The following is a 12,996-nucleotide window of genomic DNA, read 5'->3' on the forward strand; positions in this document are numbered from 1 at the left end:
CGGTTCTGGATACGGGCGTCGGAGTTCAACCGGTCAGTCGACGGCCCTGAGTTCGTCGAGCGGCGCCTGCCACTCGTGGCCGCCGCCGATGGGGCGGAGGAACGCGGTCCGACGGACGATCCGGTCGGTGGTGCGGTCGCGCTCGATCAGGCTCGCCATCAGTCGTCCTCGGCGGCCGTGCGCGTCCTCGACCAGAGCGCCTCGGGGGAAGGGGAGTTCGGTGGCCCACTCGGCCTTGGGGACGTTCACCTGACGACCGTCCGGCCGTAGATCAGCGCGTCGCAGGCGGGGCACCGCAGGCCCTCGGGGGACGGTTTCATGTCCCGGAGGAAACCGGGGTGGGGGCAACGGACCGGCGGGGCAGGCGGTTGGGGCTGCATGGACATGCGTTCTCTCTGTAGTCGCGTGACTACAAGGTTTGCCGCGTGGGTAGGCCGCTGGCCAGAGCGGAGCTGTGGCCTCTCAGACCGGCCACAAACGCGCATTCGGGAAGGGGCGGCCGATGGCGCCACGCAAGTCCGAGCCGGAGCAGGTGGCACCGGCCAGGCGGAAATACATGGAGGAGCTGCTGCAGCTCCGCGAGGAGTCCGGCATGTCGCTGGGCGACCTGTCGGAGGCGACGACGTACGACCGGTCGTACCTCGGCAAGTTGGAGCGTGGGGAACGGCTCGGCGATCTGGACACGGCCAAGCGGCTCGACGAGGTCTACGGGACGCGGCGCAGCCTTCAGAACCTGTGGTCGCTGGCCAAGGACGACGCGTACCTGGGGCGGTATCAGCGATACATGGCGCTGGAGAACCTGGCGCGGGTCCTCCAGGTGTATGTGCCGCAGACCATTCCCGGGCTGCTGCAGACCGAGGAGTACGCGAGGGAGCAGCTATGGTCCATGCCGCACCGCGCGGACGAGGCAGATGGCTTTGAAGAGCAACTGGTCCTGCGCTTGAACCGACAGCGGATACTGCGCCGTGACAATTCGGCCCCGCATCTGCGGGCGGTGCTCGATGAGGCTGTCTTCAGCCGGCCGCTGAGGGACCGGGACGCCTGGAAGCGGCAGTTGCAGCGCCTGCTCGACGACGCCGAGCTGCCGAACGTGACGATTCAGGTGCTGCCGTTCGAGACGGGGTTGCACTACTTGCTTGGCGGCTCCCTGACCATCATGTGGCTCCCGGACGGCACCTGTGCCGTCTACTCGGAGGGCAGCAGTTCCGGGGAGATGATCGAGGAACCGGAGGAGGTGGAACAGTACAGACTCTCCTACGATGAGGTCAGCGCACTCGCACTATCCCCGAAGGACTCCTTGGAGTTCATCCGCGACCTGATGAAGGACGGCTAGAGACGATGCGATCCCCCAGCCCCGACCTGAGCGGTCTCACCTGGCGCAAGTCCAGCTACAGCAACGGGGGAGCCAACAACTGCGTCGAGGTCGCCGACGGCCTGCCGAGCGTGGTGCCCGTGCGGGACAGCAAGGCCGTGGCCGGTCCCGTGCTTGTCGTTCCGGCGGGCGCATGGGCGGCATTTGTCGCGGCCGTGAAGGGGTGACGATGCGACTCCCTAGCCCTGATCTGAGCGGTGTCACCTGGCGCAAGTCCAGCTACAGCGACGGGGGAGCCAACAACTGCGTGGAGGTCGCCGACGGCCTGCCGAGCGTCGTGCCCGTGCGGGACAGCAAGGCCGTGGCCGGTCCGGCGCTTGTCGTTCCGGCCGGTGCGTGGGCGGCCTTCCTGGTGTCCGTGAAGGGCTGAACGCTCGGCCGTGCGTTGGTCGCCGTCGCCGTCGTCACGCCGTCCTGGTCGTGAACTACTACCGGGTCGGTCCCGCGCGCCCCTATGCGTCACACCCGGACCGGGCGGTGGCCGATTCGCCCACGTGGATGATCGAGTCGAGCATGGCGTGGGCGGCCCGGAGTTGTTCGATGGAGCGGCCGAGGCGCTCGCGTTCGCGCCGCAGGTCCTCTGTCATCTCCTCGCAGGTCGGGGCCAGTATGGCCCCCTCGTCGGCCACGCAGGGCAGCATCTCCCGGATCAGTTCGGTGTTCAGCCCTGCCGTCAGCAGGACCCGAATCCGACGCACCGTCGCCACGTCGGAGTCGGCGAACTCGCGATAGCCGCTGGCCCGGCGTTCCGGCTGTAGCAGGCCCTGTTCCTCGTAGTACCGCAGCCCTCTGGGGCTGACGCCGGTGCGGCGTGACAGCTCTCCGATGAACATGTGACCCCCGCCATAGAAGTTTGACTCTCACGTCAACGTCAAGCTTTAGCGTAACCGCCATGACAACGAGGCACAGCAAAGACCTGGCAGGAAAGAAGGCCGTCGTCACCGGTGGCACCATCGGGATGGGGCAGGCCGTTGTCCGAGCCCTGACCGACCGTGGTGCCGAGGTCATCTACACCGGACGTAGCGAAAACCGACTGGCCGAGGCTCAAGCGGCGCTCGACACCCCGCTGGCCCACCCGATACGGTCCGACGCCACCGACATGGCCGCCATCGACGCCCTCGGCGACCAGGTCGCCGACATCCTCGGCAGCATCGACTACCTGTTCGTGAACCAGGGCGTCGCCGAGTTCCAGACTCTCGAAGAGGTCACCGAGGATTCGTGGGACCGCATCTTCGATGTCAACGCCAAGGGCTCCTTCTTCACCGTGCAGCGGCTGGCGCCTCTGGTGTCCGAGGGCGGCTCCATCGTGTTCACCACCGTCTCCAACGACCAGATCTTCCCGGGGCTGAGCGCCTACTCCGGGGCCAAGGAGGCAGTCGCCGCCTTCGCCAAGGTGCTCGCGGCGGAGTTGCTTCCCCGCGATATCCGCGTCAACTCGATCGCACCCGGGTTCATCCTCACACCCACGATGGGAGTCGCCGAACTGACCGAAGAGCAGCGTTCCGAGTTCATCGAACAAGGCAACGCGTCCACGCCCATGGGGCGCGGCGGCACCGTGGAGGAAGTCGCCGCCGCCGCGCTGTACCTGGCCGTCGAGGCCACCTTCACCACCGGCCTGGAACTGCCCGTGGACGGCGGGTTCGGCCAGGGCATCGGGCACTGACGGACCGTCCTCCGGCGAGCGCCCGACCACCGGCCGTGCTGACCGCTAACCCTCGGGATCGATCGCTTGGTTGGCCGGCGCCAGGGAGCGGAGGACGTCGAACTCGTTGCCCTCGGGGTCGGCCATGACGACCCACGTCTGGCCGGGGTGCCGGCCCACGTCCACCCTCGTCGCGCCGAGGTCGAGCAGCCTGCTCACCTCGTCGTCGGTGCTGCCGTCGATCGGGCTGACGTCGAGGTGGAGCCGGTTCTTCACGGCCTTGCCCTCCGGCACCCGGATGAACACCAGGGTGGGCGGCATCTGGCGGGCCCGGACCTCCTCCACGGTCGGCTCCCACGAGCCGATCTCGACCTTGCCCTCGCTCCGGTCGATCACCCTGAAGTCCAGGACCGCGCACCAGAAGGCCGCGAGGCGTTCCGGATCGTGGCAGTCGACAACCAACTCGGTGAACCTACTCGTCATGACTCCCCAAACGGTGTGAACGGGGGCTCAGCCTACCCAGAGCCTCACAGCCGCAGGCGATCGTCACCGGTCGTCCTCCACCAGAGCCCGCAGCACCGGTCTTCGGGGTGATGTGCCTCGTGTCACATCGATCGGTGTCACGTTTCGGCCGGCCTCGGTGTCTTGGAGGCATGACGGAACACAGCCCACCAAGCAACAAGGTCGACTACGGCACGCTGCTCGGCGAGGAGGTCCGGCTGGTCGTCGACAGTGCCACGCACAGCGCCGTCCGCCAACTCGCCGGCAGGGACGACGACCCGGTGAACGTCCACACCGGCGGCCCCCGTCACGAGCGGCCGGCTATCCGCACCGGGGGGAGTCACGTCGCCATGACCACCGACGAGCACGCCGAGCGGTTCACCCTGCTGCGGCCACTGCTGTTCACGATCGCCTACGAGATGCTCGGCTCGGCAACGGAGTCCGACGACGTGCTGCAGGACAGCTATCTGCGGTGGGCCGACGTGGACCTCGCGACGGTGCGAGACACCAAGTCGTATCTGGCGCGGCTGGTGACCCGCCAGGCTCTCAACGCGTTGCGGGCGAGCGCGCGTCGGCGCGAGGACTACGTCGGTCCGTGGCTGCCCGAGCCCGTGCTGCTCGACGAGAACGACGCGGCGGCCGACGTGGTGCTGGCCGAGTCCGTGTCCATGGCGATGCTGGTGGTGCTTGAAACGCTCACACCCGACGAGCGTGTGGTGTTCGTGCTGTACGAGGTGTTCGGCTTCTCCCACAGCGACATCGCTGCCGCGGTGGGCAAACCCGTGGCGACGGTACGGCAGGCGGCGCACCGTGCCCGCAAGCACGTGCAGGCGCGGCGCAGGCGCTTCGAACCCGCCGACACCGCGACGACCGCACGGATCACCGATCAGTTCATGACCGCGGCCACCACGGGTGACATGCAGGGGCTGCTCGCGCTGCTCGCGAAAGATGCCACCTTCACAGCCGACGGCGGCGGCAAAACCCCTGCGGCACGCCAGCCGGTGGTGGGCGCGGAGCTGGTGGCGGCGCACCTCGCGAACCTCTTCCACAAGGGACGAGCAGTACCGGGCCTGCGGATCGAGATGGTGAACTGCAACAACGCGCCCGCGCTGGTCGCCTACCGCGGCGACCACCTGGAGGGCGTGTTCCTGATCGAGATCACCAACGACGAGATCACCAACATCTACGTCATCCGCAACCCGGACAAGCTCCTCACGCTGACGGTGCCACGCCGGATCGGCCGGTAGCGGGAGCCGGCCTCCCGTGGTGTTCCAGCGCCTTCCAGCACCGGCATTACCGCTGTGGACGCGGCAGGACGGGTTCCACCGGATCACCGAACTCGCCCGCGCACACGATCACGAGGTGTGGCACGTGTGGCGGCGCCAACGCCGCCTCGCCCTGGCCGCTCCGTACGAGCACGTCGACTCCCGGGCCTTCAGCACCCACCTGAAGCCGACGCCGCTCTCGAACCAGCAACCAGTTCGGCAAGGAGACCGAGATGCAAACTCAATCGACCATCAGCCGACAGCGGGCGACCGGCGAGAAGTCGGCCACCGCGGGACAAGCCGACCGGAACCGGGTCCGCCCCATGGCCTTCTGGTTCACCACCGTCGTCATCGTCTTCGAGTTGATCGCCGGATCGGCGTGGAACCTTCTGACGATCGACTGGGTCGAAGCCCAGTTGGACCACCTCGGATACCCGGACTACTTCGCCTACGTTCTGGGCGTGTGTCAATTCGGTGCGGCCGTCGCGATCGCCGTGCCCGGGTTCCAGCTGATCAAGGAATGGGCGTACGCGGGTGTCCTTTTCCTTTGGGGAGGTGCCGTCGTGTCACATCTGGCACTTGGCGACGGTCCTGAGTCGTGGGGGCCGCCGCTGATGTTCCTGGTGCTCGCCGTCGTGTCGTGGACGCTGAGGCCGGCCGACCGTCGACTCCAGGCAACCCGGCTCCGCCGGGACCGCTCCGCTGACGCCGGCCAGGACAGCACGGGGCGGCCGGAAACCCGTCCTCGCGCTTGGGCCGTTTCGGCCGGGCTCGTCGTCGTCCTGTCTGCCGTCTCGCTCCTCACGCTGCCCGCCGCGGAGGACATCACGGACGAGTGGGCAGTCGAGCGCGGCTGGGTCGACGAACAGCGGCCGTGACCGTCTCTCGCCGACACCGGTGTCACCACGTGGTCGGCAGGCATATGGCCCGCCCCGGCGACCCGCAGCGGCAAGAGGCTGTCGACGCCACTCGGGTCGCCGCCGACCGCCGGCTTCGCCGCCGAGGGCCCGGGAGGCGGCGGGGGAACCACGGGCGCGTGGGGTGGGGCGGCGGGCATCGACGGCGGAGCACCGGAAGCCGCTCCGGCTGCTGATCCGGCCCACCGCCGCGAAGTGGCGCACCGCGCCGAGCCGTGGTCTCCGGCTCGCTGAGCAACTGCTCAGGGGAGAGGTAGTCCGCGTCGCCCAGCGCCGCGTCGCTCGGCCCGGCCGACGCCGAACGCGGCGCGCGGGCTGTTCCGACACCACCCTGAGCGCCACCGCCTGCCCGGCGGAGGAACGCCCCATATACAGCTGGCCCAGCCGCCCGGGCGGCCGGTAGGGCCGGGCCCGACCGCCGGAGGACGGACCCTAGCCGCCGACGGTGAGGACGATCTTGCCGGTGGTGCGGTTGGTCTCGCCCAGCGCGTGGGCCTTCGCGGCCTCGGCGAGGGGGAACGTGGCCTCGATGTGGGCACGGAGGGCGCCGGACTCCACGAGGTCGGCGATGGCGGTCATGCCGGCGTGGTCGGCCTCGACGAGGAGCGTCTCCACCCGCACGTTCCGCTCGGCGGCCTTCGTGGCCTCCGCCTCGGGGTCGGGGCTCGGCAGCAGGGAGACGAGGACGCCGCCGGGGCGGAGGACGTCGAGGGAGCGGGTGCGGGTGTCGCCGGAGACCGTGTCCAGGACCATGTCGACGTCCCCGGCGGCCTCCCGGAAGTCGGTGGTGCGGTAGTCGATCGTCTCGTCGGCGCCGAGGGAGCGCAGGAAGTCGTGCTTGGGGCCGCTCGCGGTCCCGATCACGTGGGCGCCGCGCGCCTTGGCGATCTGGACGGCGAGGTGGCCGACGCCGCCGGCGGCCGCGTGGATCAGGACCCGCTGCCCCGCGGTCACGTCGGCCGTGTCGACGATGGCCTGGTACGCGGTGAGCGCGGCCAGCGGCAGCGCGGCGGCCTGGACGTGGTCGACGGCGGCCGGCTTGGGCGCGAAGGCGCGGGCCGGGCCCGTGACGTACTCGGCGTGCGCCCCGACCCCGTACGGGTAGGGCAGCATCCCGAAGACCTCGTCGCCCGGCTTGAAGAGGGTCACGCCGTAGCCGACGGCCTCGACCACCCCGGAGACGTCCCAGCCCAGGACGAGCGGGAGGCGGTTGACGAAACCGCTGCCCGAACGGTGCTTCCAGTCGGTGGGGTTGAGCCCGGCGGCCCGGACGGCGACCAGGAGCTCGCTGGGGCCCGGCTTCGGTCTGGGCAGCTCGGCCTCCCTGAGTACCTCGGGGCTGCCCACGGTGTCCTGGCTGATGGCTCGCATAGTGGCGGTCGTGTTCGTCATGGGACCAGCCTGGTACGCCGGCGGCGGCCGTACCATGGCATGAATGCCATCTTTCGACGGGATCGTGCCATGGGAACTCCGCACCGGGTCGTGGTGCTCGCGCTGGACGGGGTGTACCCGTTCGAACTCGGCATCCCCAGCCGGGTCTTCGACGCGGCCGGCGGTCGCTACGAGGTCCTGACCTGCTCGATCGACGGCGGTCCCGTCCGCACCAACGCCGACTTCTCCGTCTCACCGCCGCAGGGCCCCGAGGCGTTGCGGACGGCCGACACCGTTCTGCTGCCGCCCTTCGACACCGCGAAGCTCACCCGGGAGCCGCCCGCCGGGGTGCGGGACGCGTTGGCGAGCCTGCCGCCGGGGGCGCGGGTCGTGTCCATATGCACGGGCGCCTTCGTGCTGGCCGGCGCCGGCCTGCTGGACGGCCGCCCCGCCACCACGCACTGGGCGCTCGCGGACCTCTTCCGCGCCTGGTACCCGAGGGTGCGCCTGGACCCCGACGTGCTGTTCGTCGACGACGGGGACGTGCTCACCTCGGCCGGCGCCACCTCCGGGGTGGACGTCTGCCTGCACCTCGTGCGCCGGGACCACGGCATCGCCGTCGCCAACCGCGCGGCCCGGATCTGCGTCGCGCCGCCGTGGCGGGAGGGCGGCCAGGCCCAGTTCATCGAACGGCCGGTCCCCGAGCCGGTCGCCAACGGCACCGCGCCCACCCGCCGGTGGGCCCTGGAGAACCTGCACGAGCCGCTGACGTTGGCGGACCTGGCGGGGCACGCGCGGATGAGTCTGCGCACCTTCGTGCGGCGCTTCAACGAGGAGGTCGGGACGAGCCCGGGGCGCTGGCTGATCCGGCAGCGGGTGGACCGCGCCCGGGACCTGCTGGAGTCCACCGACCTGCCGGTGGACGACGTCGCGGCCCGGGTCGGCTTCGCCAGCGGCACCTCGCTGCGCGAGCACCTGCACGCCGCGATCGGCATCTCGCCGCTCGCCTACCGGCGCACCTTCCGCGGCGACCTGACCGCCCGGCGCTGACGGCCGGCGCTGACCGCGTCCGCCAGGGGGCGGCGTGCCAGAATGGGCCGCCGTTTCCGTTCGGACCCGTCGTCGTACGCCAGCACCGAGGTTTTCCGTGACCAAGCCAGCGCCTCTCGCGACCCGGCTGGCCGCCGTGCTCCGGGACGCGGGGGTCGGCGAGGGCGAGCACCTCACCGAGGAGTGGGTGGCCGAGCGGCTCGGCGTCTCGCGGACGCCCGCTCGGCGGGCGATGGCGGCGCTGGCCGAGCGCGGAGTGCTGGTGCGGGAGGCGAACCGGGGGTTCTTCCTGCGGCGGGCCGGCGCGGAGTTGACGCGGATCGCGGGCGAGGACGCGGGGGACGAGGTGGAGGCGGCGTACCTGGCGCTCGCCAGGGACCACCTCGGCGGCGCGTTCGGCGGCGAGTTCACGGCGTCCGACCTGGGCCGGCGGTACGGGCTCAACCCGCGGCAGGGGCAGCGGCTGCTGTCCCGGATGGAGGGGGAGGGGCTGGTCAGGCGCCGCCCGGCCCGGGGCTGGGTGTTCGAGCCGGTGCTGACCACGGCGGGAGCGCACGACCAGAGCTACCGGTTCCGGATGATCGTCGAGCCGGCCGCGCTGCTGGAACCCGGGTTCGCGGTGGACGCCGGGGAGTTGGCGGCGCACCGGGCGCGCCAGGAGGCGCTGGCGGCGGGCGGTGCCGGCGCGTTGACGCCGGCCGAGCTGTTCGAGACCAACGCGGCGTTCCACGAGACGCTGGTCGGTGGCTCGGGCAACAGCTTCCTGCTGGACGCGGTCCGCCGGCAGAACCGGCTGCGGCGGCTGATCGAGTACCGCCTCCAGGGCGACGTGGCGCGCCTCGTCGAGCAGGCCAGGGAGCATCTCGCGCTGCTCGACCTGGTCGAGCGGGGACGGCTGGCGGAGGCGGCCGACTTCCTCCGGGACCACCTGGACCGGGTGCGGCGGCGCAAGATCGACGGGTAGGCCGGAGCGCGGCCGGGGCAGGGGGTTCCCGCGTGGGGATTGTTGTACGAATGCGCGTGCTCGTACAATCACGGGTATGAGTGCCGTGCCAGCCCCGCCGTCCACCGCCGCCCTGCGCATCAGTGGGCGCGCGTACCGTTACGTGCCGCTCGACCGGCTGCTGCCGCCCGAGGAGTTGGCGGCCGTGCCGTACGCGGTGCGGATCCTGCTGGAGAACGTGGCCCGGCGCTCGCCCGAGGCGCTGGCCGCGGTGCGGGCGCGGATCCGGGGCGAGGGGCCGCCATGCGAGGTGCCGGTGCTGCCCAACCGGGTGATGCTGCACGACACCACCTGCCTGCCGGCGCTGGCCGACTTCGCCGCCATGCGGGACAGCGTGGCCGAACTGGGCGGCGACCCGGCCGGGTTGCGGCCGGCCGTGCCGGTGGACCTGGTCGTCGACCACTCGGTGGTCGTCGAGGAGTACGGTCACGCCGGCGCGCTGGAGCGCAACCTGCGGGTCGACTTCCGGCGCAACCACGAGCGGTACGCGTTCATCCGCTGGGCCGAGCGGGCGCTGACCGGCTTCCGGGTGGTGCCGCCCGGCACCGGGATCATCCACCAGGTCAACATGGAGTCGCTGGCCCGGGTCGTGTGGCCGACGGAGGCGGCCGACGGCGGCCCGCCGCTGCTCCACCCCGACCTGCTGGTGGCCACGGACAGCCACACCCCGATGATCAACGCGCTCGGCGTGGTGGGGTGGGGCGTCGGCGGCCTGGAGGGGCAGGCCGCCATGGTCGGGGAGCCGGTGGCCATCCCCTTCCCCGAGGTGGTGGGGGTGCGGCTGACCGGCCGGCTCGCCCCCGGCGTCGGCGCGACCGACCTGGCGCTGACGCTCACCGAACTGCTGCGCGCCACCGGCGTCGTGGACCGCTTCGTGGAGTTCACCGGGGACGGCGTGGACACCCTCGGGTGGGCGGAGCGCGCCGCGGTCGCCAACATGGCCCCGGAGTACGGCGCGACCTGCGTGTTCTTCCCCTACGACGAGGAGACCGCGCGCTATCTGCGGCTGAGCGGCCGCGACGCCGGGCACCGCGAGCTGGTCGACGCCTACCTCACCGCGCAGGGGCTGAAGCGGCTGCCGGGCGCGCCCGAGCCGCGGTTCGACGCCGTCATCGACCTCGACCTGGGCTCCGTCGAGCCGAGCCTGGCCGGGCCCTCGCTGCCCCACCAGCGGGTGCCGCTCTCGTCCGTGCCGGCCTCCTTCCGCGCGGCGGCCGGCGACCGGGCGGTGGCCGGCGTCCGGGCGGCGACGGCGGCGCACAGTGACCCGGTGTACGGGGAGCCGGTGCCGGCCGGGCCGGTGGCCATCGCGTCGATCACCAGCTGCACCAACACCGCCAACCCGGCGCTGATGATCCAGGCCGGGCTGCTCGCCAGGCGGGCCGCCGAGGCCGGGCTGCGGCCCAGGCCGTGGGTGAAGACCTCGCTCTCGCCCGGGTCCCGGGTGGTCGAGCGGTACCTCGCCGACGCCGGCCTGCTGGCGGCGCTGGAGAGCGTCGGGTTCCACCTGGCGGGGTTCGGCTGCATGACCTGCATCGGCAACTCGGGGCCGCTCGAACCCCGGATGGCCGAGCTGGCGGACGCCGGGCACGAGCCGGTGGCCGTGCTCTCCGGTAACCGCAACTTCGCCGGCCGGGTCAACCCGCGCGTCTCCTACTCCTACCTGGCCTCGCCGCCGCTGGTGGTGGCCTACGCGCTGGCCGGCAGCGTCCTGCGGGACCTGACCCGCGAGCCGCTGGGCCACGACGCGCACGGCCGGCCGGTGTTCCTGGCCGACGTCTGGCCCGGCGACGAGGAGGTCGCCGAGGTGGTGGCGGCGTCCGTGCGGCCCGAGATGTTCCGGGAGAACACCGAGCGGTTGCGGGACGGCACCGAGCACTGGCGGCGGCTCTCCGGCCGGGACGGCGTCCGTCACGCCTGGGACCCCGACTCCACCTACCTGCGCCGGCCGCCGTACCTCACCGGCCTGGCCCGCGAGGCCGCCGGGCCGCCCGTCGTCGCGTCGGCGCGGGCGCTGCTGCGGCTCGGCGACGACGTCACCACCGACCACATATCGCCGGCCGGCGCCATCCCCCGGGACAGCGCGGCCGGCCGCTGGCTGGCCGAGCGGGGCACGGCGCCGCGCGACCTCAACCAGTACGCCACCCGCCGCAGCAACCACGAGGTGATGCTGCGCGGCGCGTTCACCAACGCGGCCGTCGCCAACCTCCTGCTGCCGGAGGGCGAACGGGGCCGGGGCGGGCACGCCCGCACCGTCGACGGCGGCGCGGTCCTGCCGGTGTACGAGGCGGCCGCCGGCTACCGGGCGGCCGGCGTGCCGCTGCTGCTGTTCGCCGGGCGCAACTACGGCGCCGGGTCGAGCCGCGACTGGGCGGCCAAGGCGCAGGCCCTGCTCGGCGTGCGGGCGGTGATCGCGGAGAGCTTCGAGCGGATCCACCGGTCCAACCTGATCGGCATGGGCGTGCTGCCGATCGAGTTCGAGCCGGGCGACGGCGCCGGCCGGTACGGGCTCACCGGCGAGGAGGAGTTCGACCTGCTCGGCCTCGACGAGCCGACGCCCGGCACCAACCCCGTCGTGCTGCGGGTGCGTCGGCCGCGGGGCGGCGGCGAGACGCGGATCCCGCTCCGGCTGCGGCTGCACTCCCGGCAGGAGGTGGCGTACCTGCGGCACGGCGGCATCCTGCCGTACGTGGTGCGCAAGGCCGTCGGCTGACTCCCGCCGGTGCGACCGGTTTACCGGTTGTCCGATCCCGGTAGGATCGGCGCATGGGTACCGAGCTGTCGAAGATCAGGATGGAGCCGCGCGAGCCGCTGGCCTCCGAGGTGTCGCGGCGCCTGATCGACTACCTGATGTCCGGCGAGGTCCAGCCGGGGGAACGCATCCCGTCCGAGCGCCAGTTGACCGAGCTGCTCGGCGTCAACCGGCCGACGGTGCGGGAGGCCATCAAGTCGCTCGGCTTCCTGGGCCTGGTGGAGATCCGGCAGAGCAGCGGCACGTACTTCCGCGGGCCGGACTCCGACGTGCTGTACCGGTTGTTCGAGCTCGGGTTGGTGCTGGGCGAGCGCGGCGCGGAGGACCTGCTGCGGGCGCGGGCCGAGCTGGAGGTGGTGGTGGCCGGACTGGCCGCCACCGAGCGCGACGAGGCCGGCGTCGAGCTGCTGCGGGAGCGGCTCGCCGCGATGCGGGACGCGCCCGACGCGGAGTTCGCGGAGGCCGACACCGCGTTCCACGCGGCCATCGCCGACGTCTGCGGCAACGTGGTGCTGCGCGACATGCTCAAGGGAATCCGGGCCATGATCCAGCGCGGCTGGATCCACCGCACCGTGCCGACCCGCAGCCGCCGCGTCGCCTACGACGACCACGTCCCGATCTTCGAGGCCATCGAACGAGCCGACGAGGCCGCGGCGCGGCAGGCCATGGCCGACCACATGGCGGGCGCGACGGAACGGCTGCGCGCCGCGCTGGCCGCCGGCGACGCGTAACGCCTCCGGCGGTTTGGCCGGTCTCCTCGGACGCATCGGCCCATCGGCCGGCTGCGAGACGCCGGCTGAGCCCGCCGCGAGGCGTTCGCCCAGGCCGGCCGTCAGTGTTCGCTCGGCCCGTCGCGAGGCACTCGCCCGGTTCGCTGCCGAGGCGCCGGTCCGCTGCCGAGGCGCTGGCTCGCCGCGGGGCGTCCGCCCGGTCCGCCGCCGAGGCGCCGGCTCGCCGCGGGGCGTCCGCCCGGCTCGCCGCCAAGGCGCTGGCGCGCCGCGGGGCGTCCGCCTGTCCCGCCGCCAGGCGTGGACTTCGACCCGGCCCATGGCGCCGGCTCGGGCCCGCCGCCAACCGCTGTCGCGCCCTCAGGTGTTCGCTTGTGCCCGCCGAGGCGCCGACC

At 72.2% G+C, this 12,996-nt stretch carries 14 protein-coding genes; 10 read left to right on the top strand and 4 right to left on the bottom strand.

Features of this window, described 5'->3' with window-relative positions:
* Positions 1–33 precede the first annotated feature (33 nt).
* Complete coding sequence (locus RNC47_RS09800) at positions 34–249, bottom strand: hypothetical protein (protein WP_311597414.1); 216 nt, start codon at positions 247–249, stop codon at positions 34–36.
* Positions 250–556: 307 nt separating this feature from the next.
* On the opposite strand from RNC47_RS09800, the gene RNC47_RS09805 reads away from it, so the two are divergent.
* From RNC47_RS09805 to RNC47_RS09815, 3 genes are read left to right on the top strand one after another with little or no spacing between them, the layout of a single operon-like run.
* A complete protein-coding gene (locus tag RNC47_RS09805; protein WP_311597416.1) occupies positions 557–1,333 on the top strand; it encodes a helix-turn-helix domain-containing protein in 777 nt (258 codons plus the stop codon).
* 5 nt (positions 1,334–1,338) lie between these two features.
* A complete protein-coding gene (locus tag RNC47_RS09810) occupies positions 1,339–1,539 on the top strand; it encodes a DUF397 domain-containing protein (protein WP_311597417.1) in 201 nt (66 codons plus the stop codon).
* Between the two features lie 2 nt (positions 1,540–1,541).
* Entirely contained in the window at positions 1,542–1,742 is a 201-nt protein-coding gene (locus tag RNC47_RS09815) for a DUF397 domain-containing protein (protein WP_311597419.1), read from the top strand.
* Between the two features lie 82 nt (positions 1,743–1,824).
* Here RNC47_RS09815 and RNC47_RS09820 read toward each other — a convergent pair whose 3' ends face one another.
* On the bottom strand, positions 1,825–2,205 hold the full coding sequence (locus RNC47_RS09820) for a MerR family transcriptional regulator (RefSeq protein WP_311597421.1): 381 nt from the start codon (positions 2,203–2,205) through the stop codon (positions 1,825–1,827).
* 59 nt (positions 2,206–2,264) lie between these two features.
* Between RNC47_RS09820 and RNC47_RS09825 the strand changes: the two genes are divergently transcribed.
* Complete coding sequence (locus RNC47_RS09825) at positions 2,265–3,035, top strand: SDR family oxidoreductase (RefSeq protein WP_311597490.1); 771 nt, start codon at positions 2,265–2,267, stop codon at positions 3,033–3,035.
* A 45-nt stretch (positions 3,036–3,080) separates the two neighbouring features.
* On the opposite strand, the gene RNC47_RS09830 is transcribed toward RNC47_RS09825, so the two are convergent.
* Positions 3,081–3,497 (bottom strand): VOC family protein, encoded by a 417-nt coding sequence (locus tag RNC47_RS09830; RefSeq protein ID WP_311597425.1) that lies wholly within the window; start codon positions 3,495–3,497, stop codon positions 3,081–3,083.
* A gap of 170 nt (positions 3,498–3,667) precedes the next feature.
* On the opposite strand from RNC47_RS09830, the gene sigJ reads away from it, so the two are divergent.
* On the top strand, positions 3,668–4,762 hold the full coding sequence (gene sigJ / locus RNC47_RS09835) for an RNA polymerase sigma factor SigJ (RefSeq protein ID WP_311597427.1): 1,095 nt from the start codon (positions 3,668–3,670) through the stop codon (positions 4,760–4,762).
* 251 nt (positions 4,763–5,013) lie between these two features.
* Entirely contained in the window at positions 5,014–5,658 is a 645-nt protein-coding gene (locus RNC47_RS09840) for a DoxX family protein (RefSeq protein WP_311597428.1), read from the top strand.
* A gap of 471 nt (positions 5,659–6,129) precedes the next feature.
* Here RNC47_RS09840 and RNC47_RS09845 read toward each other — a convergent pair whose 3' ends face one another.
* A complete protein-coding gene (locus RNC47_RS09845; protein WP_311597429.1) occupies positions 6,130–7,089 on the bottom strand; it encodes an NADP-dependent oxidoreductase in 960 nt (319 codons plus the stop codon).
* Positions 7,090–7,158: 69 nt separating this feature from the next.
* Here RNC47_RS09845 and RNC47_RS09850 point away from each other — a divergent pair, with 69 nt between their 5' ends.
* The 4 genes from RNC47_RS09850 (at position 7,159) to RNC47_RS09865 (ending at position 12,604) form a co-directional block, all read left to right on the top strand.
* Positions 7,159–8,118 (top strand): GlxA family transcriptional regulator, encoded by a 960-nt coding sequence (locus tag RNC47_RS09850; RefSeq protein ID WP_311597430.1) that lies wholly within the window; start codon positions 7,159–7,161, stop codon positions 8,116–8,118.
* Between the two features lie 97 nt (positions 8,119–8,215).
* Positions 8,216–9,082 (top strand): GntR family transcriptional regulator, encoded by an 867-nt coding sequence (locus RNC47_RS09855; RefSeq protein ID WP_311597431.1) that lies wholly within the window; start codon positions 8,216–8,218, stop codon positions 9,080–9,082.
* Between the two features lie 76 nt (positions 9,083–9,158).
* Positions 9,159–11,834: an aconitate hydratase AcnA gene (gene acnA, locus RNC47_RS09860; RefSeq protein ID WP_311597432.1), complete on the top strand. Its 2,676-nt coding sequence runs from the start codon at positions 9,159–9,161 to the stop codon at positions 11,832–11,834.
* A 53-nt stretch (positions 11,835–11,887) separates the two neighbouring features.
* Positions 11,888–12,604: a FadR/GntR family transcriptional regulator gene (locus RNC47_RS09865; RefSeq protein WP_311597433.1), complete on the top strand. Its 717-nt coding sequence runs from the start codon at positions 11,888–11,890 to the stop codon at positions 12,602–12,604.
* Positions 12,605–12,996: the final 392 nt, after the last annotated feature.

Source organism: Streptomyces millisiae, from assembly GCF_031845425.1.
GTDB lineage: Bacteria > Actinomycetota > Actinomycetes > Streptomycetales > Streptomycetaceae > Streptomyces > Streptomyces millisiae.